At 71.5% G+C, this 25,269-nt stretch carries 23 protein-coding genes and 1 riboswitch; of the genes, 3 read left to right on the top strand and 20 right to left on the bottom strand.

What is annotated here, in order from left to right:
* Positions 1-1,317 carry a bifunctional o-acetylhomoserine/o-acetylserine sulfhydrylase gene (locus tag ACFW3L_RS18070; RefSeq protein WP_378741837.1) on the bottom strand — a complete coding sequence of 439 codons (1,317 nt, stop codon included), beginning with the start codon at positions 1,315-1,317 and terminating at the stop codon, positions 1-3.
* A gap of 207 nt (positions 1,318-1,524) precedes the next feature.
* Here ACFW3L_RS18070 and ACFW3L_RS18075 point away from each other — a divergent pair, with 207 nt between their 5' ends.
* Positions 1,525-4,023: an ATP-dependent Clp protease ATP-binding subunit gene (locus ACFW3L_RS18075; RefSeq protein WP_378741839.1), complete on the top strand. Its 2,499-nt coding sequence runs from the start codon at positions 1,525-1,527 to the stop codon at positions 4,021-4,023.
* Positions 4,024-4,070: 47 nt separating this feature from the next.
* On the opposite strand, the gene ACFW3L_RS18080 is transcribed toward ACFW3L_RS18075, so the two are convergent.
* The 4 genes from ACFW3L_RS18080 to ACFW3L_RS18095 form a co-directional block, all read right to left on the bottom strand.
* A complete protein-coding gene (locus ACFW3L_RS18080; protein WP_378741841.1) occupies positions 4,071-5,147 on the bottom strand; it encodes a glycoside hydrolase family 5 protein in 1,077 nt (358 codons plus the stop codon).
* A gap of 177 nt (positions 5,148-5,324) precedes the next feature.
* Positions 5,325-5,522 carry a hypothetical protein gene (locus ACFW3L_RS18085; RefSeq protein WP_378741843.1) on the bottom strand — a complete coding sequence of 66 codons (198 nt, stop codon included), beginning with the start codon at positions 5,520-5,522 and terminating at the stop codon, positions 5,325-5,327.
* Positions 5,519-6,667 (bottom strand): SDR family NAD(P)-dependent oxidoreductase, encoded by a 1,149-nt coding sequence (locus tag ACFW3L_RS18090; protein ID WP_378741845.1) that lies wholly within the window; start codon positions 6,665-6,667, stop codon positions 5,519-5,521. The genes ACFW3L_RS18085 and ACFW3L_RS18090 overlap by 4 nt, the downstream gene beginning before the upstream one ends.
* A 157-nt stretch (positions 6,668-6,824) precedes the next feature.
* Complete coding sequence (locus tag ACFW3L_RS18095) at positions 6,825-7,466, bottom strand: VOC family protein (protein WP_378741847.1); 642 nt, start codon at positions 7,464-7,466, stop codon at positions 6,825-6,827.
* Between the two features lie 75 nt (positions 7,467-7,541).
* Between ACFW3L_RS18095 and ACFW3L_RS18100 the strand changes: the two genes are divergently transcribed.
* The gene (locus ACFW3L_RS18100) at positions 7,542-7,835 is read left to right on the top strand and encodes a DUF6506 family protein (RefSeq protein ID WP_378741850.1); all 294 of its coding nucleotides are present in this window, start codon (positions 7,542-7,544) and stop codon (positions 7,833-7,835) included.
* On the opposite strand, the gene ACFW3L_RS18105 is transcribed toward ACFW3L_RS18100, so the two are convergent.
* The 13 genes from ACFW3L_RS18105 to ACFW3L_RS18165 form a co-directional block, all read right to left on the bottom strand.
* Positions 7,832-8,644 (bottom strand): endo alpha-1,4 polygalactosaminidase, encoded by an 813-nt coding sequence (locus tag ACFW3L_RS18105; protein ID WP_378741853.1) that lies wholly within the window; start codon positions 8,642-8,644, stop codon positions 7,832-7,834. The two genes, ACFW3L_RS18100 and ACFW3L_RS18105, sit on opposite strands and share 4 nt — an antisense overlap.
* Positions 8,645-8,739: 95 nt before the next feature.
* Positions 8,740-9,387, bottom strand: a complete 648-nt coding sequence (locus tag ACFW3L_RS18110; protein ID WP_378741855.1) for a VOC family protein — start codon at positions 9,385-9,387, stop codon at positions 8,740-8,742.
* Complete coding sequence (locus ACFW3L_RS18115) at positions 9,384-10,007, bottom strand: alkylhydroperoxidase domain protein (RefSeq protein WP_378741858.1); 624 nt, start codon at positions 10,005-10,007, stop codon at positions 9,384-9,386. Before ACFW3L_RS18115 ends, ACFW3L_RS18110 begins: the two co-directional genes overlap by 4 nt.
* Complete coding sequence (locus ACFW3L_RS18120; RefSeq protein ID WP_378741860.1) at positions 10,004-10,609, bottom strand: CMD domain protein; 606 nt, start codon at positions 10,607-10,609, stop codon at positions 10,004-10,006. Before ACFW3L_RS18120 ends, ACFW3L_RS18115 begins: the two co-directional genes overlap by 4 nt.
* A gap of 140 nt (positions 10,610-10,749) precedes the next feature.
* A complete protein-coding gene (locus ACFW3L_RS18125) occupies positions 10,750-11,772 on the bottom strand; it encodes a putative FMN-dependent luciferase-like monooxygenase (RefSeq protein WP_378741862.1) in 1,023 nt (340 codons plus the stop codon).
* 104 nt (positions 11,773-11,876) lie between these two features.
* Positions 11,877-13,862, bottom strand: coding sequence for a dipeptide ABC transporter ATP-binding protein (locus tag ACFW3L_RS18130; protein WP_378741865.1), 1,986 nt, complete (start codon positions 13,860-13,862; stop codon positions 11,877-11,879).
* Positions 13,859-14,743, bottom strand: a complete 885-nt coding sequence (locus ACFW3L_RS18135) for an ABC transporter permease (protein WP_378741867.1) — start codon at positions 14,741-14,743, stop codon at positions 13,859-13,861. The genes ACFW3L_RS18130 and ACFW3L_RS18135 overlap by 4 nt, the downstream gene beginning before the upstream one ends.
* A complete protein-coding gene (locus ACFW3L_RS18140) occupies positions 14,740-15,681 on the bottom strand; it encodes an ABC transporter permease (protein WP_378741869.1) in 942 nt (313 codons plus the stop codon). The genes ACFW3L_RS18135 and ACFW3L_RS18140 overlap by 4 nt, the downstream gene beginning before the upstream one ends.
* A 119-nt stretch (positions 15,682-15,800) precedes the next feature.
* The gene (locus ACFW3L_RS18145; RefSeq protein WP_378741871.1) at positions 15,801-17,453 is read right to left on the bottom strand and encodes a TIGR04028 family ABC transporter substrate-binding protein; all 1,653 of its coding nucleotides are present in this window, start codon (positions 17,451-17,453) and stop codon (positions 15,801-15,803) included.
* A gap of 79 nt (positions 17,454-17,532) precedes the next feature.
* Positions 17,533-17,644: riboswitch (SAM riboswitch) on the bottom strand.
* Between the two features lie 145 nt (positions 17,645-17,789).
* The gene (locus ACFW3L_RS18150; protein WP_378741874.1) at positions 17,790-18,251 is read right to left on the bottom strand and encodes a PPOX class F420-dependent oxidoreductase; all 462 of its coding nucleotides are present in this window, start codon (positions 18,249-18,251) and stop codon (positions 17,790-17,792) included.
* Between the two features lie 402 nt (positions 18,252-18,653).
* Positions 18,654-19,829, bottom strand: a complete 1,176-nt coding sequence (locus tag ACFW3L_RS18155) for a glycosyltransferase (protein WP_378741876.1) — start codon at positions 19,827-19,829, stop codon at positions 18,654-18,656.
* A 343-nt stretch (positions 19,830-20,172) separates the two neighbouring features.
* The gene (locus ACFW3L_RS18160; protein ID WP_378741878.1) at positions 20,173-21,171 is read right to left on the bottom strand and encodes a sigma-70 family RNA polymerase sigma factor; all 999 of its coding nucleotides are present in this window, start codon (positions 21,169-21,171) and stop codon (positions 20,173-20,175) included.
* 102 nt (positions 21,172-21,273) lie between these two features.
* Positions 21,274-21,672, bottom strand: a complete 399-nt coding sequence (locus tag ACFW3L_RS18165; protein ID WP_378741880.1) for a VOC family protein — start codon at positions 21,670-21,672, stop codon at positions 21,274-21,276.
* 413 nt (positions 21,673-22,085) lie between these two features.
* Here ACFW3L_RS18165 and mgrA point away from each other — a divergent pair, with 413 nt between their 5' ends.
* Positions 22,086-23,081: an L-glyceraldehyde 3-phosphate reductase gene (gene mgrA, locus ACFW3L_RS18170; protein ID WP_378741882.1), complete on the top strand. Its 996-nt coding sequence runs from the start codon at positions 22,086-22,088 to the stop codon at positions 23,079-23,081.
* Positions 23,082-23,458: 377 nt separating this feature from the next.
* Here the strand turns inward: mgrA and ACFW3L_RS18175 are convergent, their stop codons facing one another.
* Positions 23,459-24,706 (bottom strand): MFS transporter, encoded by a 1,248-nt coding sequence (locus tag ACFW3L_RS18175; protein WP_378741884.1) that lies wholly within the window; start codon positions 24,704-24,706, stop codon positions 23,459-23,461.
* Positions 24,707-24,760: 54 nt separating this feature from the next.
* Positions 24,761-25,144, bottom strand: a complete 384-nt coding sequence (locus ACFW3L_RS18180; protein WP_378741886.1) for a VOC family protein — start codon at positions 25,142-25,144, stop codon at positions 24,761-24,763.
* Between the last annotated feature and the right edge of the window lie 125 nt (positions 25,145-25,269).

A 25,269-nucleotide genomic window follows, 5' to 3' on the forward strand; every position in this document is an offset into this window, starting at 1 on the left:
TCACTGGTGCGCCTTGGCGGCGCGGAAACCGAGTTCGAGGTCGGCACGCAGGTCGTCGACGTGTTCCAGGCCCACCGCCAGGCGCACCAGACCGGGGGTGACCCCGGCGCTGGCCTGTTCCTCGGGGGCGAGCTGGCTGTGGGTGGTGCTGGCCGGGTGCACGATGAGGCTGCGCACGTCTCCGATGTTGACGAGCTGGCTGAACAGCTCGGTGCCGTCGACGAAGGCCCGTCCGGCGTCCACTCCCCCGCGCAGTTCGAAGGACAGGACCGCTCCCGCACCACGGGGCAGGTACTTCTGGGCCAGCGCGTGGTGGGGGCTGGAGGGCAGGCCCGCGTAGTGGACGCGCTCGACCTCGTCCCGTCCCTCCAGCCACGCGGCGAGCGCCCGGGTGTTGCCGACGTGGCGGTCGATCCGCAGTGAGAGGGTCTCGACGCCCTGCAGCACCAGGAAGGAGTTGAACGGGGCGATGGCGGCGCCGGTGTCGCGCAGCAGCTGGACGCGGAGCTTGGCGGCGTACGCGCCGGGGCCGAGCGCCTCCCAGTACCTGAGCCCGTGGTAGCTGGGATCGGGCTCCACGAAGCCGGGGAAGCGGTCCCCGTGCGCGCCGAAGTCGAAGCTGCCCGCGTCCACAACCACCCCGGCCACGGTGGTGCCGTGGCCGCCGAGGTACTTGGTGGCGGAGTGCACGACGACGTCGGCGCCGAAGTCGATGGGACGCAGCAGGTAGGGGGTGGGCACGGTGTTGTCCACGATCAGCGGGACGCCGCTCTCGTGGGCGGCGTCGGCCACCGCACGCACGTCCAGAACATGGCCGCCGGGGTTCGCGAGGGTCTCGGCGAAGTAGAGCCTCGTCTCGGGCCGGGTGGCGGCGCGCCACGACTCGGGGTCGTCCTGGTCCTCGACGAAGGTCACCTGGACGCCGAGCTTGGGGAGCGTGTGGTGGAGGAGGTTGTAGGTACCGCCGTAGAGCAGCGAGCTGGAGACCAGGTGGTCACCGGCGCCGACCAGGTTGAGCAGTGCCGAGGTGACGGCGGCCGAACCGGAGGCGAAGGCGACCGCCGCCACGCCGCCCTCCAGGGCGGCGACGCGCTGTTCGAGGACGTCCTGGGTGGGGTTGCCGATGCGGGTGTAGATGTTGCCCGGCTCGGCCAGGCTGAACAGGTCCGCGCCGTGCTGGCTGTCGCGGAAGACGTACGAGGTGGTCTGGTAGATCGGGGTGGCCCGCGCGAGGGTCGCCGGATCGGGCTCGGCCCCGGCGTGGATCTGCTGGGTCTCGAAGGACCAGGACCTGATCCGGGTGGTGTCGGTGCTCAACGAACGCCCCTTTGCACATAAAGCCGACTGGAAAAGTAGGGAATCAGAGCGAGGCTAGCACTCCCCCACCAGCCCTGGCCAGGGATCAGCCGAACCCTCCCCGCGCGCGGGTGGTACCGACCGATTCAGGTGGTTTCACTTAGGGTGATCGTGCGACTCCGACGGGGCACCGCGCCCGTCCCTCAACACCACGGGAGACGACACGACATGAGCACCGACCTTCCCGACGGCCCGGGTGACGACCCGGGCTCCTTCGACGAGTTCCTCGCGCGGTTCCTCAGCGGGTCCCGGGGGCCCGTCCGCCGCGTCGACCTCTCCAAGCTGATGGATCCCGAGGCGCAGAGGGTGGCCGACTCCGCGGTCCGGCGCACGCTGGAGAACGGCGGGGCCGACGTCGACTCCGTCCACCTGCTGTGGTCGCTCCTGCGCTACCCGCCGATCCGCGAGCTGCTGGGCCGGATCGACATCGACCTGGCCTCGCTGGAGGACGTGGTCGACCAGGCCGTCGCCCAGACGCCCCGGGCCGCGCGGGGCGCCTCCCCACGGCTCACACCGGCCGCCAAGCGCGCCTTCCTCGACTCCCTCCAGATCGCCCGCGCCACCGGCAGCACGAGCATCAGCCCCGCGCACCTGCTGTTCGCGCTGGCGGTCAACCCCGGTGCGCCGGTCGGGCAGCTCCTGCGCGACTCCGGGGTCACACCGCAGTCGCTCCAGAAGGCCGCCGGAGCGGTGCCGGTGAGCGAACAGGGCGAGAGCGCGCCCTCCGACACGCCGCAGCTGGACGAGTTCGGCACCGACATGACCGCGCTCGCGCGGGAGGGGCGCCTGGACCCGGTGATCGGCCGCGAGGACGAGGTCGAACAGTGCATCGAGGTGCTGGCGCGACGGCGCAAGAACAACCCGGTGCTCATCGGTGACCCGGGTGTGGGCAAGACCGCCATCGTGGAGGGCATCGCCCAGCGCATCTTCGACGACGACGTCCCGGAGACCCTGCGGGGACGGAGGCTGGTCCAGCTCGACCTGGCCGGAATCGTCGCGGGCACCCGGTACCGGGGGGACTTCGAGGAACGCCTCAACGCCATCGTGGACGAGATCCGCGCGCGGTCGGACGAGCTTCTGATCTTCATCGACGAGATCCACACCCTGGTCGGAGCGGGCGCGTCCGAGGGCTCGACCAGCGCCGGGAACATGCTCAAACCCGCGCTGGCGCGGGGTGAACTGCACATCATCGGCGCGACCACCGTCGACGAGTACCGCAAGAACATCGAGAAGGACGCGGCCCTGGAGCGCCGGTTCCAGCCGATCCAGGTGCCCGAGCCCTCCGTCCAGGACACCGTCGAGATCCTGCGCGGCCTCCGGGACCGCTACGAGGCGCACCACCAGGTGAGGTTCAGCGACGACAGCCTGGTCGCGGCGGCGGAGCTCTCCGACCGCTACGTCACCGACCGGTTCCTGCCGGACAAGGCCATCGACCTCGTCGACCAGGCCGGGGCCCGGGTCCGGCTGCGCCTGAAGACCTCCAGCTCGGCCCTGCGGGACCTGGAACGCAAGCTCAAGGACCTGGAGGAACGCAAGGAACGGGCGGTGCAGGAGGAGGACTACGAGCGCGCCTCCGCGCTGCGCGACGAGATCAACGCGTCCAGGAGCGACGTGCACCAGGCGCGCGGCACCGGGTCGGCGGTACCCGAGGTGGGCCCGGCCGACATCGCGGAGGTGGTCTCGCGCAGCACCGGCATCCCGGTGGCCCAGCTGACCCAGGAGGAGCGGGACCGGCTGGTCAACCTGGAGGAGGTGCTGCACGACCGCGTGATCGGCCAGAACGAAGCGGTCACCGCCGTCTCGGAGGCGATCCGCCGCAACCGGGCCGGACTGGGGGACCCGGACCGGCCCGTGGGCAGCTTCCTGTTCCTGGGGCCGACCGGTGTGGGCAAGACGGAGCTGGCCCGGGCCCTGGCGGAGGCGCTGTTCGGTTCCGAGGAGGCCATGGTCCGGATCGACATGAGCGAGTTCCAGGAACGGCACACCACCAGCAGGCTCACTGGGGCGCCGCCCGGGTTCGTGGGCTACGAGGAGGCGGGGCAGCTGACCGAGGCGGTCCGCCGGCACCCGTACTCGGTGCTGCTGCTCGACGAGATCGAGAAGGCCCACCCCGACGTGTTCAACCTGTTGTTGCAGCTCCTGGACGACGGTCGGCTCACCGACGGCCAGGGCCGGACCGTGGACTTCCGGAACACGGTGGTCATCATGACCAGCAACCTGGGATCGGAGGCCATCACCGGCGGCGGCCCGATGGGCTTCACCTCGGACGGACAGATGGACCCCGACACGGAGCGCCGGGTGATGCGCCGCCTGAAGGAGGAGTTCCGCCCGGAGTTCCTGAACCGGGTGGACGAGATCATCGTCTTCAAGCAGCTGGGTGAGGACGAGATCCGGCAGATCACGACGCTGATGCTGGAGGGGACCGAGGGGCGCCTGCGCGCCCAGGACATCCAGGTGCGCTTCACCGACGAGGCGATCGACTGGCTGTCCCGCCGCGGCTACCAGCCCGAGTTCGGTGCCCGCCCGCTGGCCCGGACCATCCAGCGCAACGTCGGCAACCGGCTCTCCCGCATGGTGCTGGACCGCCAGGTGCTGCCCGGCGACCAGGTGGTGGTCGACGTGGACGGTGAGGACCAGCTGAGCGTGTCCACCGTTCCACCGAGCTGACGCACCGGGTCCCGGGGGTCGCGCCCCGGGACCCGGCTCTCAGCCGGTCAGGCGGAGAGGCCGCTGGTGCGGATCTGGTCGCGGATCCACTCCCCCGCGGGCTTGAGCGAGTCGGTGCCGGTGAACGGCCCGCCCGCGTCGCAGGTGCCGGGCTCGAAGACCGCGCCGGAGCGGAAGTCGTCCGAGAAGTTCCAGTTCACCCAGCTGATCTGCTCCTCGGCCATGAAGTCGAGGTAGGCCTGGGCGGAGGCGAAGTCGTTGGGACCGTCGCCGGTGTGCTCCTGGGTGCCGAACTCGGTCACGAACAGGGGCAGCTCCTGTGCGGCCGCACGGAACACGTCGAAGTGCACGCCGTCGTGCGAGGCGGCGTAGAAGTGGTAGACGTACATGATGTTGTCGGCGTCCACCGGGTCGGCGACGATCTCGGAGTGGTCCGAGCCCTCCGAGAGGCCCAGTGAGGACCAGGCGCGGGTGCCCACGAGCACGACCGCCTCGGGGTCCTGCGCCCGGATCACCGGGATGACCTCCTCCGAGTAGCCCTTCACCGCGTTCCAGGAGACCCCGTTGGGTTCGTTGGCGATCTCGTAGAGGACGTTGTCCTTGTCGGCGTGCTCGGCGGCGATCTCGGCGAAGAACTCCTTCGCGCGGTCCGTGTTGTGGTTGGGGTCTCCGGGCGTGAGCATGTGCCAGTCGACGATCACATAGAGGCCGCGCGCGGTGCCCTCCTCGATGAGCTCGTGCACCCGGTCGGTGAAGCCGCGCGGGTCGGTCTCGTAACCGCCCTCCTGGATGTACATGGACACCCGCAGCACGTCGGCACGCCAGTCCTGCGCCAACGCGTCCAGCGAGGCGTCCGTCAGACACTGGTCGTACCACTGGAGCCCGTGCGAACTCATGCCGGTGAGCTGGACCGGCTGGCCGTTCTCGTCGCAGAGTTTGAGGCCGCACACCTGGAGCTGCCCGTGTTCGTCGACGGCGTTGAGCGCGGTCTCGTCGGAGACGGGGGTGGCCTCGTCCGTGGAGCCGCCCGGGAACAGGGCGGCTCCCATCAGGAGCGCTCCCAGAGCGGTGATCCCGAGGGTCCTGAAGGGGTGTCTGCGGGGGGTGGAGCGGTGACGCGCCATGGAGGACCTCCAGCGGGGTGCGGACCGGCGCCACGCGAGGGGGTTCACGCGACCGGTATCCGGAAGGAGTGTTACCTGAAGAAGCTAGGCTTCGGTCGCTCAGGCGTCAAGAGTGGTGACCCATGGTGATCACGGACTCCGGGGAGCACCCGGTCGGGCACTCCCCGGAGCGGCCGCTCAGGCGGGTTCGGGCTGCGGCTCGGGGCCCGGCGGCTCGGGAACCGGCATGGGCCGCTCCGGCTCCGGTTCCGGAACCGGGGTCGGGTCCGGGCTCGGCTCCGGCGGCACGGGCTCGGGCGGCATCGGGGCCGGGGGGAAGGGGTCCGGCGGCATGGGGTCGGGTTGGCGCAGTGTCGGGGCGGGGTTCTCGCTCATGGGGTGTCCTCCTCGTTCCGTTGGGAGATCCGTTCGACTCGGGAACGCTGGTTCATCCGACGGCCCGCCCGCTCGTTGAGCACCGTGACGGCGCCGACCAGGCGTCCCAGCCTGCTCTGACCCGCCTCCGAGCCGGGGCGCTCCTCCACGTCCCCGGGCGCGTCGGGCAGCAGACGGCCGACCAACCGCATCGCACCCTGGGTGAGTCCTGGCGCCACACCGTGCGCCGCCATGCCCGCCCGGGCCATCGGGGAGATCACGAGGAAGCCCCGACGACCGGCCGTGGCACGCACGACGCGCCGGGCCGCGTGTTCGGCGCTCACGCTCACCAGGGGGAGCCCGGCGGCCAGCGCGAACCACGCGTACTCGCGTTCGGGGTCCCCGGTGAAGACCACACCCCGGTGGGACCCGGTCCGCATGAGCCCGGGCACCACGGTGGTCACCCGCACGCCGGTGCCGGCGGTCTCCGCCGCCATGCCCTCCGAGAGCGCCGCCCAGGCGTGCTTGGCCGTGGAGTAGGGCAGCATGTGCGGCACGGACAGGTAGGCGCCGATCGAGGTGATGTTGACGATGGTGCCCCGGGTGGGACGCAGGCGGTCCACCGCAGCGCGGGACAGGTGGAACGGCCCCCAGAACATGACGTCCATGGCCTGCCGGAAGTGGTCGTCCGAGAGGGTCTCCTGCGGACCGACCCGCATGATCCCGGCCGAGTTCACCACCACGTCCAGCCGCCCGAAGTGGCGTTCGGCCTCGTCCAGCAGGTCCTCGATCGCGTCCGGGTCGGTGATGTCGCAGACCACACCGTGTGCCCGCACGCCCCGGCCGGAGAGCTCGGCGACCGCGCGGTCCAGGCCCTCCCTGCCGCGCGCGCAGATCACCACGGAGGCCCCGCCGAACCCGAACTCACGGGCCAGCTGGAGGCCGAGCCCCCGGGAGCCGCCGGTGATCAGCACGACCTTGCCGTTCATCAGCCCCGAACGGCGACGCTCGGACAGCGCGGAGGCGGCGACGCCGAGAGCGGCCCCGGCCGCGCCCCAGAGCAGGAGTTCCCCGGGGTTGCGGGGTTCGGGTTCGGGGGCCCGCCCGCGGTGGGACCACGCCCACCGGAGCCCGGCCAGCGCGAGGGGCACCTTCCAGCCGCTCACCGTGCGACCTCGCGGTCAGCGGGCGTGTGCTGGGCCTGCGGCATGTGCTCCCCTGTTCGTCGGATGCGGCGGGGGGATGTGGGAGTGCGGTACCCGACATGGGTCGGTCGAAAACGACGGCTGGGAAGAGATGGGTGAATCCGGGAGTCCTCGTTGGTCAGCACAGGACGAAGTCACCCCGCGGACCGCGCAGGTCGGCCTCCAGCAGGGGCCGCGGCCCCCAGCGGAGGTCCAGGTCGACACCCAACGCGCCCAGGGCGGGCCGCAGCGACTCCGGGTCGGGGTGCTCCGCGCGCAGGGCCAGCAGTTCGAGCGCGGGCAGGTCCCCCAGGCCGGGCTGCGGGGTCCGTTCCCAGTCGATGAGGAAGGGCACCGGCGCCGGATAGGTGTCGGGCTCCCGCTTGGCCAGGAGCCACCGCAGCACCGTCCCGTCCGGAGCGGTCCTGGACCACGGTTCCACGTCTCCGGGGTCGTGGCCGACCTGACGGGCCCGTTCCACGACGGTCCCCAGGTCGTCGTCGACGCGCACGGCGAAGGTCGCCAACCGCGGACGGTCCAGGTCGGCCAGTCCGAAGACGGTCACCGGCCCCGCCTGCTCGGGGTCGGGCCCGACGATCTCCAGGTAGTGGGGCGCGCACCGACCGTCCACGGTCAGCGCCACGAGGGCGTTGGCCGACCCCACCGGATGGGAGCCGCCGCGTTCGGGCGTGACCCCGCTCCGCTGGGCGAAGTCGGTGACCGCCTCCGCGAGATCGGGCACCGCGTACACGAGGTGGTCCAGCGTGCCGGGGAAACTCATCCGGCCCTCCCCGTCGGAACGACCTTGACCTCAACCAAACTTCAGCTCCTAACGTGGTGGCCCAAGGAGGAAACCATGAGCATCATCTGGGCCTATCTGTACGAACACCCCGGGACGGACCCCGAGGCCGACCGCACCGAGCTCGACCGTGAAGGTCAGCGTTCGATCCTGGTGCCCGTACCGGACCAGGCGTCGGCCCCCGCCGTCGCCGCGACCCTCGCCGCCCGGGGAGCGGGACTGATCGAACTCTGCGGGGGGTTCAGCCTGGAGGCCGCGGCCCGCGTACGCGCGAACGTACCCGACCACGTGGCCGTGGGCCACGTGGTCTTCTCGGCCGAGTCCCTCAGGTCAGCCGCGGACTTCGGCTAGCACTCCGCGTACACGTACTCGGGGTGCCCGGGCTCGACCAGGTCGAGGTCGCGCAGCACGAACCTGGACGGCACATCGGGATTCTCGCACTCCACGTCGAAGTTGGTCCCGGCGTCGTCCAGGTCCCCCGGGTACTCGACGGCGATCACGTCGCTGCCGTAGACCTCCGTGTAGGCGGGACACTCCGCCCACGCCGCGCAGGACTCGGTGACCGCGAAGTCGAACCCGGCCTCGTCCCTGGCCCGCTGGGCCACCTCGGCCGCGTTCTTCTGCCCGGCGTCGAGCCCGTCCTCGTGTGCCAGCGCGACGATCTCCTCGGCCAGCGCCAGGTTGTCGTCCACGGTCAGCGCGTCTCCGGACCTCAGGTAGGAATCCAGGTTGTCGAACTCCACGGCGTCGAACCCCGCCTCGGAGCAGCGGTCGATCGTCTCCCCGAGGGCCTGCGCGATCCGCCCCCGCTTGGTGTCCGTGGAGGTGTCCAGGAGCATCTCGTCCGGCCACCCCGGATCCGCGACCGGTTCCCCGTCCTCGTCCAGCAGGACCAGATCGGCGTCGAGCCAGGGCTCCGACTCCCCGGGCTGGGTCTGGAACCCGTTGACATAACAGACGGAGTAGATCCCCGGAGCGGGTTCGGCCGTGGAGTCACGCACCACGGTGGTGACCCCGTCCGGAGGCGGGTAGGCGCCGCCCAGCTGGTAGTCGACCCCGCCCTCCGGCAGCACGTCCTCCCCGCCCAGCACGCCACACCCCGCCAGCAGCAGGGAGAGACCCGCCACCCAGCACACCCGACCGCCCACGAAAGCCCCCATCCGTTCAACCGACCCAGTCAATCAGCACTCCCCCGCACCGGGGGCAGCCGGGTGGGGTGGGTACGTCCGCGTGCGCGGGGCTCCCACGGGGCCGGTCAGCGCAGGACGAACTCTCCCTTGGGTCCGCGCAGTCGCGCCTCCAGCAGCGGCTCGGGCCCCGCCCCCAGTTCCAGGTCCACGCCCAGCGCCGTGAGGGCCGGGGCCAGGGAGTCGGGGTCGGGGTGTTCGGCGCGTAGGCCCAGGAGTTCGAGCGCGGGCAGGTCGCCCAGGCCGGGCTGCGGGGTCCGCCCCCAGTCGATGAGGAACGGCACCGGCGCCGGGTAGGCGTCCGGTTCCCGTTTGGCGAGCAGCCAGCGCAGGACCGTTCCGTCCGGGGTGGTGCGCGACCAGGGTTCGACGTCGCCGGGGTCGTGTCCGACCCCGCGGACCCGCTCCACGGCGGTCGCCAGGCCGTCCTCGACCCGGACGGCGAAGGTGGCCAGGTGGGGCCGCTCCAGGTGGGCCAGACCGAACACGGGTACCGGCCCAGATCCCTCCCGATGAGGGTCGGGCCCGACGATCTCCAGGTAGTGGGGCGCTCGTTCTCCGTTCACGGTCAGCGCCACCAGGGCGTTGGCCGATCCCACCGGGTGCACGCCGCCCGGCGCCGGTGCGACCCCGGTGCGTTCGACGAAGTCCGCCGCCCCCGCGGCGAGGTCGGGCACGGCGTACACGAGGTGGTCGAGCCTGCTCGGGAAACTCATCGAACCCTCTCCTTCTCGGCCGGGCGCTCCGGCTCTCCCAACGACAGCATGAGCCGGTTGGCCCAGTTGAAGAAGGACGCGCTGTTGACGACGTCCCCGATCTCGCTGTCCGAGAGCCCGTTGGCGCGCAGTTCCTCCACGTGCTCGGCCCCGAACCCGACCGGGGTGCGCGACAAGGCCACCGCCGCGCGCACGATCGCGTTCCACAGCGCGTCGCCGGTGTCGGTCTCCACGCCCTCCGCGAGCAGCCGCTCGACGTCCTCGCCGCGTGCTGCCAGGCGGGTGGCGAACCGGGCGTGCACGGAGGCGCAGAAGACGCAGCCGTTGAACCGGGAGGCGGCGGTGGCGGCGAGTTCGCGTTCGGCGCGGGACAGCCCTCCCTCGGTGTTGTGGAAGATGTCGAAGTCGGTGCGGGTGCGCGCTTCCAGGGCGTCCGGGTCGCGGACCAGCAGCGCGAAGTACGGCATCCTGGCGCGCGTCTCGTTGACGAGGGCCTCGCGGTGGCGCGGGGTGAGCTCCTCCTCGGTGAGCGGTGCGAGCCAGGGCAGCCAACCCACCTGGTCGCTGGTGAAGTGCTCGGGACGGTGGGCGTGCGGCTGTTCGGTGACGGTTCGGCTCACGATCGGGTGTCCTCGGTTCGCTGTGAAAGGACCTCCAGGCCGTGCACGAGCCGGATCTGGAAGGCCAGGAAGGAGACGAGCTGGGAGAGGGTGACGATGTCGGTGGTGGTCCAACCGGCGTCGACGAGGCGGCCCAGGTCGGCGGGCTCGGCCTCCCGGGGGCGGAAGACGAGCAGGTGGGCGTGGTCCAGGGCCGAGGCGGTCGCCGCGCCGAGCACCGGCCGGTCGGCCTCGGGTGTGCGGTACCGGGGCCCGTCGGTGGACTCGTTGACCAGGCCGAGCTCCCGGTACCGGCCGTAGGGTCCGCAGGTCGCGGCCCGTTCGGTGAGTGCGGACACCACGCGGACGCCCTCCTCTCCCGCGTGGTCGGCGGCCAGTCGTGTGTAGTGCTCGGTGAGCAACGGAGCCCGGTGAAGTCCGGCGACGAAGGCCGCGACAAGGAACCGGGTGGCCCGGGGGACGCCGCCGGGATCGGCGGGTTCGAGAAGGCTCTCGTAGCTGCGCTGGGCGTTGGTCCTGGCCTCGGGTCTGGTGGCCCGGACGCCGTCCAGGACACTCCCCGGAGCGATGCCGAGGAGCCGGTCGACGAGGTCGTCCGCCATGGTGATCTCCCTGCCTGGTGGGCGGTTCGGTGGACAGTGTGGGCGTGGGTGATGTGACGTGGGAGGGGGAGCGTGGTGCGTCGGGTGCCGCCATCCGGTACCGGACCGTGCGCTGGAGCGGTGCCGGGCGAGGGCCCCGGCTACACGGCCGCGATCAGGGACGCCGGGTCCGGGGTCCAGCCGAGCTCGGGGGCGACCTCGGCCGCGATGAGCTCGATGGAGCGCAGGACGTACTCGTGCGGCGGGTCCACCGAGTGAACCTGGAAGGACATGTGGGTCGCGCGTTGGAGGGCGGTGTCCCGGGACAGAGACTCCAGAACGTCCTCGGGTGTTCCGACGTGTGCGTCGAAGGTCGCCAGCAGTTCCTCGATCGGCAGCCGGTCGACCTCGTCGCCGAGCACGGACCGGGCGAACCCGGCGCTCCGGTAACCCCGCTCGGCCAGGCGCAGGGCCTCCTCCCGGTCGTCGGCGACGAACAGGGTGCGCGCCACGCTCACCCGGGGTTCGGCCCCCGGCGCGAGGTTGTCCAGGTAGGCGTCGATGACGGGGTTCTGGATGTCCCACAGCGGCGTGTCCGGCGCGTCCACGGGCGGCGGCTGGGTGCGGGAGAGCAGCAGGCCGTCGCCGCGCTCGGCCGCCGCCACCGCGAGCGGGGCGGAGAAGGTCGCCAGCCAGAGGCGGTCCAGGAGCTCGGGCCGGGCCGGGTGGAGCCGGTTCGGTCCGTCCCCGAAGGGCTCTCCCGACAGTGCCGCCAGCACGGTGGCGCGCTTGCGGGCGAAGACCTCGCGCCGCCGCTCGAACTCCACCCCGAAGCTCGGGAAGGCGGACGGGGTCCCGCCGGAGCTGAACCCCAACTCCAGGCGCCCGCCGGAGAGCAGGTCGAGCACGGCCGCGTCCTCGGCCGACCGCACCGGGTCCTCCAGGGTCAGGGTGACGACTCCGGTGCCGAGCCGGATGCGCTCGGTCCGCGCGGCGGCCTGGGCCAGGAACACCAGCGGCGACGGGAGTCCGCCCTCGTCGCCGTCGAAGTGGTGCTGGGCGACCCAGGCGCTGTCGAAACCGAAGGCCTCGGCGTGCCGGATCTGTTCGGTCGCCGAACGGTAGCGCTCCTGCGGGGACCCGTCGTCCAGGACACGGGTGAAGAAACCAAGCTGCTTGGACACTGTTCTCTGCTCTCTTCTCTGGTCTCCGCACCGCGCGGACGCCCGTGGCTGGTCCGCGTGGTCAACGGTCGGTGGTCGGCCAGCTGCCGCCGTACCCGTAGCCGTCACTGGGCGGACGGCTGTCGCCGTGCGGCCGGTCGGGCGGCCGCGGTGGCGCGCTTCCCGGGGATGGCCTCGATGAGGCTCCTGGTGTAGTCGTGCCCGGGTGAGGCGAAGACCTCCCCGGTCGGGCCCGACTCCATGACCCTGCCCTCGCTCATCACCGTCAGGGTGTGCGACAGGCGGCGCACCACCGCGAGGTCGTGCGAGATGAACAGGTAGGTGAGCCCGAGCTCGTCCTGGAGCTCTTCGAGCAGGTCGAGGATCTGTGCCTGGACGGTGACGTCCAACGCGGAGACCGGTTCGTCGAGCACCACCACCTCGGGGCGCAGCACCAGGGCGCGCGCGATGGCGACGCGCTGGCGCTGGCCACCGGAGAGCTCCCGGGGGCGGCGCCGCAGGGCCGTGGCGGGCAGTGCGACCCGGTCGAGGAACTCGGCGACGGTGGCCGCCCGCTCGCTCCGGTCCCCGATGCCGTAGTTCAGCAGGGGTTCGGTGACGATGGCCTCCACGCTCTGTCGGGGATCGAGCGAACCGAACGGATTCTGGTAGACCATCTGCAACCGCCCGCGCAGGTTCCGCAGGTCCCGTCCCCTCAGGGCGCCCACGTCCTGACCGCTCACGGCCACGGTGCCGGAAGTGGGGCGGCGGAATCCCATGACGGCGCGGGCCGTGGTGGTCTTGCCCGAACCGGACTCCCCCACGATCGCGTGGGTGGTTCCGGAGGCCACGGTGAACGACACCTCGTCCACGGCCCGGAAGCGGCGCCGCCGGGGGCCGAACTCCTGGACCAGGTCACGGACCTCGATGGCCGGGACCTGGATGGCGGGAACCTCGTTGGCCGGGACCTGGATACCCGAGGCCTGGAGAGCCGAGGCCCGGTCTTCGCGGACGCGGTCGGCGTGGCCCCGGCACGAGCGGGAGCGATCCGTGTCGGCCGCGACCTCCCCGGCCCCGTTCCCGCTGGTGCGGGCCTCGCGGACGCGGGCCGGGTCCGGGGTTCCGCGTCCCGCCCCGGCCAGCGAGGGGGCGTCGTTCAGGAGCTGTCGGGTGTAGTCGCTGGCCGGACGGGTCAGGACGGTGCCCGTGGGCCCGCTCTCCTGGACTCGGCCGTCCTTGAGCACCACCACCCGGTCGGCTCGGTCCGCTGCCACGGCGAGGTCGTGGGTGACCAGCAGGACGGCGGTGCCGTCCTCGCGCCGCAGCTCGTCGAGCAGATCGAGGATGGTCTTCTGCACCGTGACGTCCAGGGCGCTGGTCGCCTCGTCCGCGATGACGAGCTCCGGCCGCAGGGCCACCGCGCTGGCGATGAGGACACGCTGGCGCATGCCGCCGGAGAGCTCGTGCGGGTACTGGCGGGCGCGCAGCGCGGGGTCGGGGATACCGACGCGCTCCAGGAGTTCGAGTACACGGGCCCTGATCCGGCGCCGGTCGGCCCACCGATGGATGCGCAGCACCTCGGCGAGGCCGTCGCCGACACGCTTGACCGGGTTGAGGGAGTTGTTGGGGTCCTGCGGGACGAGCCCCACCCGGCTGCCGCGCACCGACTCCAGCCTCCGGTCGCTCCAGCCGGTGATGTCGACACCGTTGAGCACCACGCTCCCCCCGGTGACACGACCGTTCTCCGGCAGGAGGCCGACCACCGCCTGGGCCGTGGTGGTCTTGCCCGAACCGGACTCCCCGACCACGGCGACGACCTCACCGGGGCCGATCTCCAGGGAGACGCCGTGCACCACCCGGGTCCGGGTGCCCCGGCTGGTGTAGGAGACACGGAGGTCGCTGACGGACAGGACCGGTGTGGCGCCGTCCCGCCCCGGGTGTTCCCCGGCACGGTCTGCGGTGCTGGTCCCGGGGGGCCCGGACCAGGTCTCGCTCTGGGCCCCGGAAGCGCCCTGGAGCTGGGAACCGTCCCGGGGCCGAGACTCCGTCCGGTCCTGGGAGCCGCCCCGGGTCCGGGATCCGGTGCCGCTCTGGGGTTGGGTGTGGGTCATGCTCGCCCCCGTCGTGCGATCGAGGCACTGATCCGGTTCGCGGCCAGCACGACCGCGACGACGACCAGGCCGGGGAGTGTGGTCAGCCACCAGGCGGTGGCCACGTAGTCGCGCCCCTCCGCGATCATCAGCCCCCACTCCGGAGTGGGCGGCGGAGAGCCGTACCCGAGGAAGCCCAGGGTGGAGATGGCCAGGATGGCCGTACCGAACTGGAGGGCGGCGAGCGCGGCCACCGCCGTCATGGAGTTGGGCAGCACGTGCCGCCACAGGACCGTGTGGAACCGGCCGCCGCTGGCGTAGGCCGCCTCCACGTAGTCCGTGCCGCGCACCCGGACCACCTCCGAGCGCGCCAACCGGGCGAAGGCCGCGACGCTGGCCACACCCACCGCGAAGGCGATCTGCGCGGTGCCGAAGCCGAGCACGATGACCACGCTCAGGGACAGCAGCAGCGAGGGCACGGCCAGCAGGACGTCCACCACGCGCATCAGGGCGTCCTCGACCAGCCCGCCCACGGCGCCCGCGACCGCGCCGAGCAGGGTGCCCAGCACCAGGCCGACGGTGACCGCGACCAGGGCGCCGGAGAGCGAGTGGACCGAACCGTGCACCACCCGGGAGAACACGTCGCGGCCGGTGGCGTCGGTGCCGAACCAGTACTGGGCGCTGGGCTCCTGGAGGGCGTCGGCGGCCTCTCCGGTGACCGGACTGGCCGAGGTGAAGAACCCCGGCACCAGCGCCCAGGCCACCACCGACAGGATGACCAGGCAGGACAGGAGAGTGCTGATCTCCAGGCGGAGCGGGCGGCGCCACAGGCTGGGGCGGTCCGGGGCCGAGGCCGGGGCGGTCTCCGCGGCGCTGGGGCCGACGGAGGGGGTGAGGTTCATACGGAGGCTCCCGACTTGTTCCTCAGTCGCGGGTCCAGCACGGGGTAGAGCAGGTCCACGACCAGGTTGACCAGGACGAAGACGGTCGCGGCGAGCAGAACCACGGCCTGGAGGACGGCCACGTCCTGGTTGCTGACCGCCTGCTCGGTGAGGCGGCCGATCCCGGCCCGGCCGAACACGGTCTCGGTGACCACGGCGCCGCCGATGAGCTCACCGAACAGCACACCGGCCATGGTGAGGGTCGGCAGGAGCGCGTTCTTGGCGACGTTGCGCCACAGCACCCAGTGGCGGCTGGCGCCCTTGGCCCGCACCACGGTGACGAAGGGCTGCGTGTACACCTCGTCGATGCTGCGGGTGAGGATCTGGGCCAGGGGGGCGGAGATCGGCACGGCCAGGGTGAGCACCGGCAGGACCAGCCCCTGCACCGGGCCTGGGTTGATCACCGGGACCAGGCCGAGTCGGAAGGAGAACACCTGGATGAGCAGGATGCCGAGCCAGAAGACCGGGACCGACACGAACAGCGACGGCAGTGACCGCAGGAGTCCGCGAATCCAGGCCAGCCGGGGATAGGTGGACAGGAAGGCCACGGCCGTCGCCAGGACCAGCGCCGTGACGAACCCGAGGAGGGCGAGCTGGAGGGTACCGGGCAGGGCCTCGGCGATCAGGTGGCGCACGGCGGTGCCGCTCTGGACGGAGTGTCCGAAGTCGCCGCTCAGGAACCCGAGCAGGGTGTGCGCGTACTGCTGGTGGGCGGGGACGTCGACCCCGTAGGTCGCGCGCAGGGCGGCGATCTGCTCGGGCGACAGGCCGAGCTCGGGGTTCTCGAACCGGATCATGACGGCGTCGCCGGGCATGGCCTGGAGCAGCACGAACGCCGCTGTGAACGCGGCGAGCAACACCACCACGGCCTGCCCGACCCGTCGGAGTACGTAGCTCATCCGACCTCTCTGAGGTGTGGACTTCCAGGGACGGGTGGGACGGGAGCGGAACGGTGAGGGGCGGAGACGGAGGACGGTGGGCACCGACCGACCAGGGCCGTGCGGCGCCCACCGGCCCGCTACTCGTCCAGCCAGACCTCGTGGAAGCTGGGCCGGGCCACCGACTCGAACGCCACGCCGTGCACGCTGGGAGCGGTGCCGTACACCTGCGGCTCCTCGAACAGCGGGATGACGTAGGCCTGCTCGCTCAGGTGGGCCTGCACGGCCGCGCTGGCCTCGTCGCGGTCCTCGGGCTCGGCGGCGGAGGCCACCTCCTCCAGCAGTTCCTCCAGTTCCTCGTCCTGGACCGAGTCGTCGCCCGGGTCACGGTTGAGCAGGGTGTTGCGGTTCTGCGAGTGGTACTGGCTCTTGATGACGTCGTGGTCGGCGCGACCCACCATGGAGTGGTAGATCTGCACCTGGTCGGGGTCGTTGATCGCCTCGGCGTAGGTACCGGCGTCGGCGGCGAGGATCCGGAGGTCGACGCCGATCCCGGCGAGCTGCTGACTGATCAGCGTCAGCGCCTCGAACGACCGAGGCTGCGGAGCCGCCTCGTTGACCACGAGGGTGAGCGGGGTGCCGTCCTTCTCGCGGACCCCGTCGGAACCGAGCTCCCAGCCGGCTTCGTCGAGGAGCTCCTCGGCCCGCTCGGGGTCGTACTCCAGGTGCTCGGACTGGTCGGCGTAGCCCCGGGCGGTGGTGCTCAGGGTGGAGGTGGCCAGCGGGTAGTGATCCGTGTAGATGGTGTCCACGACCTCCTGCCGGTCGATCCCGGCGACCAGCGCCTGCCGCACGGGGAGTTCGGAGAGGATCTCGTTGCCCAGGCGCAGGCTGAGGCTGTTGTTGACCCCGTTGGTCTGCGGGGCGTGGACCGTGAACCCGGCCTCCTCGACCTGTCTCTCGTCCTGGGCCTGGACGTAGCGGACGAAGTGGGCCTGTCCGGCGATCAGCGAGCCCACGCGGACGCTGTCCTCGGGGGTGACGCTGACCTGGACCTCGTCCAGGTGGGCGCGGCCCTGGTTCTCCCGGCTCGGCGGCGCCCAGGCGTAGTCCTCCCGCGCGGTGAGGGTGAGGGAGGTGCCGATCTCCTCCTCGGTGATGGTGAAGGGCCCCGTGCCGATCACCTCGGTGGAGTTGCCCGGGCCGAAGCCCTCCAGGGAAAGGTCGAGCGTGTCCTCGGAGAGCAGGCCGGAGTTGATGGTGGAGGTGGCCTGGAGGAAGCCGGGTGAGGGGGCGTCGAAGTGGAACCGGACCGTGGTCTCGTCCAGGACCTCGCTGCCCCCGTAGTTGTTGATCGCCTCGGAGACGATCAGCGCGCGGTCCTGGTCGCCCTGTCCGTAGAGGTCGAAGTTCTTGGCGACCACCTCCGCGTCCAGCGGGGAGCCGTCGGAGAAGGTGACGTCGTCCCGGAGTGTGAAGGTGTACTCGGTGGCGTCGTCGTTGACCTCCCACTCCGTGGCGATCCAGGGCTCGAACTCCAGGGTCTCGGGGTCCTGGTACACCAGCCGGTCGGTGACGTTGTTGACCAGGCCGCCGTTGGGGTAGAAGCCCGCGGACGGCGGATAGAGGGAGTCGTGGGCCTGGTGTTCCAGGTAGACGAGGGTGCCTCCCGGGACGGGCCCACCGTCGCCCCCCGTTCCTGAGGAGGCGGAGGCACCGCAGCCCGTCAGGGTCATCAGGCCGACGGCCGCGAGCAGGGACAGGGCACGTACCGGTGTCGTGGAGTGGGACACGTTCTTCCTCTCGGGGACCGACGGGGACGACCCTCGGACCCGGTGTCACCTCGGGTCCGGGCGGGGTCCCTCTCGCGTCGGGTAGCACTTGCGCCCGCTGGTCGCGGACACCCGGTCTTGCTCGGGAGCACCCCACCGCCGTACGAGGGTTGCTGTCCCGCCTGCCGAGCCAGACAGCGGAACTCTTGACCTGACAAAAACATATCATACCAGTAGGAAAACTATAGATAGCGGCCGAGTCCGCCCCAGGGGGAATGCCCGGTAGGGCCCCCTCCGGGACACGACCGTGGAGCCGCCGGGCCCGGTGGGGGCTTCAGCGAGGCGGCTGCCGCCTGATCAGACCCGGTCCGCCGGGAACCCGCCCGTGGCCACGGGCCCCCACCGCTCGGGCGTGACCCGCACGAGCGCCTTGCCCTGGCGGTGCATCGCCTCGCGGTACTCGTCCCAGTCGGGGTGCTCCCCGGAGATGACCCGGAAGTACTCCACGAGGGGTTCGACGGCGTCCTCGCCGTCGATGACCTCGGCCGTGCCGTCGACCTGCACCCAGGGCCCGTCGAAGTCCTCGGAGAGGACGACGACGCTGACCCGTGGGTCCCTGCTCGCGTTACGGGCCTTGGCCCGCTCCGGATAGGTGGAGACCACGATCCGGCCCTCGGTGTCGACCCCGCAGGTCACCGGCGAGGCCTGGGGACCGCCGTCCGCTCGCCGGGTGAGCAGAAGCGCCCGGTGCCGGGGCCGCACGAACTCCAGGAGCCCGTCGAGGTCGACCTTGGTGTTGGTGGCGATGTTGGGTGCCATGTGCCCGCTTCCCAGAAGACGTCTCCAGCAACGCTAGACTATCCAGCAAACCCCGACGGGGCCGTGCCCCAAGCCGAGTCGGCAGGTGTCGTGCACGTATCGGGTGCGAAGTCGGCCAGCTGCTCCCTGCGTCGCGGGGAGCAGACCCTGGCCGCGATCGGCGGCGCGGACGAGGCGGGTCCATCCCCGCGTGCGCGGGGAGCAGCGGTAGCGCGTGAGCAGCTCGAACGGAGTTTCGGGTCCATCCCCGCGTGCGCGGGGAGCAGACTTCTTGAACAGGGAACTTACCAGTGACAAGGGGTCGTTTTTCCAACTTCTCGAAAGTTGGACACTGGTGATTTCCATCGACGAACGTGATTCTTGCGCATAACTGCATGCATGTTGGTAGGAACGACCCGAGGGTCAGTTGGCGGCCGTGAGAAGGACGTCCACGAGGCGTTCGGCGGCGTCGGGCATGCCCTTCGAGCGGGCCTGGGAGGCGATGGCGTCGCGGGTGGCCGGGTCAGCGAGGAGCGGCTCGACGGCGGCCTGGAGGTTGGCCGGGTTGACCTCGCCGAGGAGCGCCACGGCGGCGCCCGACTCCTGGAGGTGACGGGCGTTGTGCGCCTGCTCGTTCCCCGCGGAGGAAGCCAGCGGGATGAACACGGCGGCCTTGCCGAGAGCGGTGAGTTCGGCGATCGTACCGGCACCGCTGCGGGAGATGACCACGTCGGCGAGGGCCAGCACGTCGGGGAGCTCCGGACCGACGAAGGCGGTCAGGTGGTACCGCTGGGCGAGGGCCGGGTCCAGTCCCTGGGCGCTCTCACGGAGGGCGTCGACGTTGTTCGCACCGCACTGGTGGACGACGTTGGCCCTGGTGAGCAGCCACGGGAGGATGTCGCGAACGTTGGTGTTGATCTGCGCCGACCCCTGGGCGCCGCCGGTCACGTAGACGGTGGGCAGCTCCGGGTCGTGACCGGTGAAGCCCAGGCCCTCGGCGGCGCGCTGCGGCTGTCCCGTGAGGACCTCGGGGCGCACGGGGTTGCCCGTCACCACGGCGGTGCCCTGGGAGCCCTCGGGCAGGAGTGCCACGGAGGACTGCGCGGACACGGCGATCTGGGCGCCGGCGCGGGCGAGGACCTTGTTGGCCAGGCCGAGGCGGACGGTCTGCTCGTGCACGACGAGGGGGCGGCGGCACATGCGCGCGGCGAGGCCGACGGGCACGGCGACGTAGCCGCCGGTGGCCAGGACCACGTCTGGCGCGAAGTCGGACACCAGTGACCGGGCCTGTGCCACGCCTCGGGGGACGTTGGTCATGTCCTTGACGTTGGCCGGGGAGACCATCTTGATCGGGTTCTTGGACCGGCGGATCTTGCCGGTGGCCACCGCCTCGAAGGCGATGCCGTTGGTGGTGGCCACGCGCTGTTCGAGGCTGTCCGCCGCGCCCACCCACAGCACCTCGAGGGAGTGGCCGGTCGACTCCAGACGGGCCCGCAGAGCGTTGACCGCGGTCAGTGCGGGGTAGGTGTGGCCGCCCGTACCCCCTCCGGTCACAATGAGGCGCAGGTTCCGGGGCGATCGGTCATGGGTGCTGTTCACACGGTTCCCATCTGGCTGCCCGCTGCCGCGGGTGGGAGAAATGGTCAGAAGGAGGGCCGCGCACTGACACGGCCCATCAGCACGGTAGTCGCGTTCGGGAGCCCTTTGTGCCAGTGGACGGGGCGAATCGGGGTGAATCGGGCTGGGCCCCTGGTCACACGGGTCCTTGGTGGCCGAGGACACGGAGGAGCGCGGTGTGCCGCGCCTGGCGGGTCTCCGCCTCGGCCCCGGCCTCGACGTGTTCGACGGCGATGACGACCGAGACCAGCCAGTCGGTCGGGAGCGTGTCGTGGACTCTCCGGAGCGCCGCCTCAGAGGTGCGCGCCGACGTGGAGGCGGCCGGTCACGAGCTCGCGGCACCGTGAACGGCGGGCAGCCCGAAGAGGCGGAACAGCCCTGTGTCGAAGAAGACCGCGCAGTGGCTGATCCCCTGCTCCACCAGGGTCAGGGCGTGGATGCCGAACGCTCGGTACGCGCCGTCCTCACCTCTCAGGTACATGCCGAAGGCGGGCTGTCCGTTGGCCGAGGTCGGCACCATGGCCAGATCTCCGGGCCGCTCGGCCGGGCAGTGCGTGTCGATGAGCCGGCCGATGTTCCCGGCGCCGCGCACCCAGGTGGCGAAGGGAGGCATCTCGAACGACGCCTCGGCCGTGAACAGCTCGGTGAGGGCACCGATGTCATAGGACTCGAAGGCGGCCACGTAGCGGTCGAGCGTCTCACGCTGGTCTGAGCGGGGCTCGGGGACGGTGTCCTCCGCGGGGGTGATCCGCCCCAGCTGGGCGCGGGCCCGTTGCAGGAGGCTGTTCACCGCCGGGACCGAGATGTCCAGGCTCCGGGCGACCTCCGCCGCGCTGAACCGGAGGACGTCGCGCAGGATCAGCACGCCGCGCTGGCGGGGCGGAAGGTACTGGAGCGCGGCGATGAGGGCGAGACGCACGCTCTCGCGGGCGGCCACCACCGCACCGGGGTCGACGGTGTCGTCCGCTCCGCCGAGGACGTCCGGCATCGGTTCGAGCCAGGGCAGGTCGGCGCGCTCCGCGAGCGCGGACTCGGGGGTGTCCGTCGGGCCGCCGAGTCCCGTGGGCAGTGGGCGACGGCCGCGTCTGTCCAACGCGGTGAGGCAGGCCGTGGTCGCGATCCGGTGCAGCCAGGTACGCAGGCTGGACCGGCCCTCGAAGTGGTCGTAGCCCTTCCAGGCGCGCAGGTAGGTCTCCTGGACCAGGTCCTCGGCGTCGTGCGCCGAGCCGAGCATGCGGTAGCAGTGCGCGTACAGTTCGCGCCGGTAGGGCGCGACGAGCCGCTCGAAGTCCTGGTCAGTCGTGTGTTCGGCCACGGCCGTCACGGTACGCCCCGCCTACGACGGTAGGCACGGGTCGGTGTCGTTCCTTTGCGAACTCTTCGCCTCGGCTCCGGGCGGACCGTGAGGCCCGCCCGGAGACCAGACCTAGCCGCCGAGGTCACCGCGTTCCATGGCGGCGAGGGCCTCCTCGCTCATCTGGATGATCTGCACGTAGTTGCCGTCCGGGTCCTTGGCGGTCGCGAACAGGCTCCCGTCCCGGTCCTCCAGCGGCGCCACCCACTCGGTGCCCCGCTCGTCCATGAGCGCGGCGACGGCGCGGGCGTCACCGACGTCGAAGTTGAGGATCATCCGGGTGGGGTCGGCCGCCTCCGCGCCGACGTCGTCACGCTGGTCGATCAGCATGTGGAACGTGCCGAACCTGAGCACACGGTAGCCGTCCATGTCGTCGTTGGCGACGGGGTCCAGGACGGCGGCGTACCAGTCGCGCAGGCGGTCCGGGTCGGTGCTGGCGAGCAGCATGCTGTCGAGATTGGGGCGCTTCATCTGGTCCTCCCTGCGGTGTCGTCGTGTTCCCTCACCCTTACCGACCAGGACTCGCCCGGAAAGTCATCGCGTCTCCGGAGGCAGTGGCGGTGTGGGCGGGGTGAGCGTCCCGGGGTCCGGACCGCTCGCGCGGTGGCCGTGGTTCCACCGGACGGCGGAGGGAGGGGCCGGGTCCATGGGGCCCGTCACCTGGTCTGAGGGAGAACGACCTGCTCCGTTTCGTGTGCGGGGACCGACCGGACCGGAGCCCGTCGGCGGAGGAGAGGGCGCGTCGCTCGGCCGGGTGGCGGGGTCGCCCGGGCTACGGGGGTGTCCCCGACTGGTAAAGGGCCCTGTGGACAACCGTCCCGGGCGTGCCGGACATGCCAGACTGTGGCCCAGTGACCCTTTTCCACCAGCCACGAGGGACCACCATGACCTACGTCGCCGCACCCACGCGCTACGACACCATGCCCTACCGACGCTGTGGCCGCAGCGGTCTGCGCCTGCCCGCCCTCTCCCTGGGCCTGTGGCACAACTTCGGCGGGGACCGTGGCCTGGAGACGCAGCGCGACATCCTGTTGCGCGCCTTCGACCTGGGCGTCGTCCACTTCGACCTGGCCAACAACTACGGCCCGCCGCCCGGGGCCGCCGAGGAGAACTTCGGCCGGGTGGTCGCCTCGGACCTGCGAAGGTACCGGCACGAGTTCGTCGTCTCCACCAAGGCCGGACACCTGATGTGGCCGGGGCCGTACGGCGAGTGGGGTTCACGCAAGGGGCTGCTGGCCAGCCTGGACCAGAGCCTGGAACGCATGGGCCTGGACCACGTGGACGTCTTCTACTCGCACCGACCCGATCCGGACACGCCCCTGGAGGAGACCATGGGCGCGTTGGACACGGCGGTGCGCCAGGGCAAGGCGCTGTACGCCGGGGTCTCCAACTACTCCCCCGAGCAGACTCTGGACGCCGCGCACATCCTGCGCGAGATGGGCACCCCTCTGCTGATCCACCAGCCCTCGTACTCGATGTTCAACCGGTGGGTCGAGAACGGGCTCCTGGACGTCCTGGACGAGGTGGGCGCGGGGTCGATCGCGTACTCGCCGTTGGCCCAGGGGCTGCTGACCGACCGGTACCTGAACGGGGTGCCGGAGGGTTCGCGGGCCGCGGGCGCGAGCCCCTTCCTGAGCCGTGAGGGGATCACCGGGAGCCTCCTCGACCGGGTCAGAGGGCTGAACGAGATCGCCGACCGGCGCGGGCAGACCCTGGCACAGATGGCGCTGGCCTGGGTGTTGCGCGGCGGACGGGTGACCTCCGCCGTGGTGGGTGCGAGCAGTGTGGCGCAGTTGGAGGACAACGTGGCCGCCATCGGCAACCTGGAGTTCTCCGCTGAGGAGCTCGCCGCCATCGACCGGTACGCACCGGTCGAGTAGCGGGACGGAGCGCGCCGCCAGCGGTGCTCCACGTCCGTAGCCGCTGTCGGCAGCTGTGGGGCCCATCAGGGAAATCGCCGACCCCATCCATCGCTCCGGCCGGACAGGCGGGCACCGGTGGTTTCACGGCCTGCCGCACGGCTCGGGGCGTCGGCACGTGCGGGCCAGGCTGGGCCGTCGGGCCCGCACGCCCGAGGCCACGTGTCCGCCAGCCGGGCCCGGCGAAGCGTTCGTGCACACGCCCGCGCGTACGAGGCCGGAGTGGTCGCCCGTTCTCTCCGAACGAACCCCGCGCGCAGGGGGCCGCGTCCGGACCTCCACGGATCCGCGGTCCCGCACGCCCACGCGCGGGTCATGGTCGGCCGTCGGAACGGTGCTCAGGCGGTGTCGACGGGCCGATCCCCACGAGGCAGGAAAAACCCGGCCAGGGCCATCACCACCGCGGCGGCCAGGAGCGCCGCCCGCGCGTCCATCAGGCTGGCCACCACTCCCCCGACCACGATGAACACCGGCTGCGAGACCGTGGTGGCGAAGGCCCAGAGCGTGGCCACCCGGGACATCAGGGCGTCCGGGGTCTCCAGCTGCCGATATCCGGCCATGGCCGCGTTGGCCGCGGCGGCGAACACCAGGAGCAGGCCGAACCCCAGGCCGCACATGAGCAGGCCCATGGGGCCGGGAACCGCGAGGGGGATGAGGAAGTACCAGGGTCCACGCGACAGCGAGGCCCAGCGCAAAGTGCGCAGCACGCCGAGCCTCCTGACCAGCCGGGGCACGAGACGAGCGCCCAGGAGGCCACCGAGCGACGGCACCCCCATCAGGAGTCCGTACTCGAAGACGCTGAAACCGAGGTCGCGCATGTAGAAGACGGCGGTCAGCGGGGCCGCCATCGAGGAGGCCCCGGCGAACAGGACCCAGCCGAGCAGGATCGGCCGCAGGGTGGGGTGGTGCCAGACGAAACCGAGCCCGGCGAAGAGCTCCTCCCGCCGTACCTCCCGCTGTGCGGGTCCGGCCGCGTGGCGTGTGGGTGGTGCGGGTTCGGGTTCACGGATGGTGCGCACGGCCAGGGCTCCGAGCAGGTAGCCCGCGCTGGTGGCGATCAGCGCTCCGGCGGCCGACAGCGCCGCGATGAGGGCACCGGCGAGGGCGGGGCCGACGGAAACACTCAGCCAGCGCGTGGATTCGAGGCGGCTGTTGGCGTCGATGAGCCCCGCCGGGGAGACCAGGGACCTCAGGTGGGCCTGGGAGGCTCCGGTGAAGGAGACGGCGCACACCGCGTTCACGGCCGCCACCACGCACAGGTGGGTGTAGGTGAGCGTCCCGAGGGCGTGCGCGGCGGGGAGGCTGGCCAGGGCGACGGCCCGGAGGAGGTCGCCGCCGATCATGACCGGGCGTTTGGGCGTGTACTCCACGAGACGGCCGACGTGGAAGGAGACCAGGGCGGTGACCAGCGCGGTGATCCCGGCCAGGAGGGAGACCCGCCAGGCGCTGACGTCCAGCACGACGACGGCGACGACGGGCAGGGCCACCATGCCGACGGCCGAACCGAACTGACTGACCACAGCACCGGCCCAGAGGCGGCGGAAGCCGGGGTGTCCGCCGACGCCGTCGACGCGGGGGGAGGGCATCCGGACGATGGTACCCGGACGCCCTCCCCGTGGATTCGCCGTGTCTGCCGGGGCCTACTCCTGGATGAGGCCGATGACGTTCCCGGCCGGGTCGGTGAACCAGGCGACGAGGGGGCGACCGCCACGGACCACCCCCTTCTCGTCCTGGTCGAAGTCGTCGTAACGGAGCATGGTGACCCCTCGGTCGGCCAGCCCGTCCACGGCGGCGTCGATGTCGTCCACGGTGAGGTTGAGGACGGTGAACACGGCGGGCCGGTGGTCGGGTTTCGGGTAGACGAGGATGCTGCGGTCGTTGCCGAGGTCGATCTCCAGCAGTCCGTACTCCTCCATGCCGGGGACGTCCCTGACGGTGAGGCCGAGCGTGTCGCGGTAGAAGGCTCGGGCCGTCTCGGCGTCGGGGACCGCGAAGGACCCGAAGGCCCTCGTGCTGTCGAACATGGTGTCCTCCCTGGAGGTCGTGGTGTCTCACCCGTACTGACCAGCGTCGTTCCCGGAAGTCATCGGCGGGATCGGTGGATCGGGGTCAAACAATGCGGACGGTTCCGTGCACGCCCCTTGGGTGA

It is taken from the genome of Nocardiopsis sp. NPDC058789, assembly GCF_042745575.1.
In the GTDB taxonomy this organism is placed as follows: Bacteria; Actinomycetota; Actinomycetes; order Streptosporangiales; family Streptosporangiaceae; genus Nocardiopsis; species Nocardiopsis eucommiae.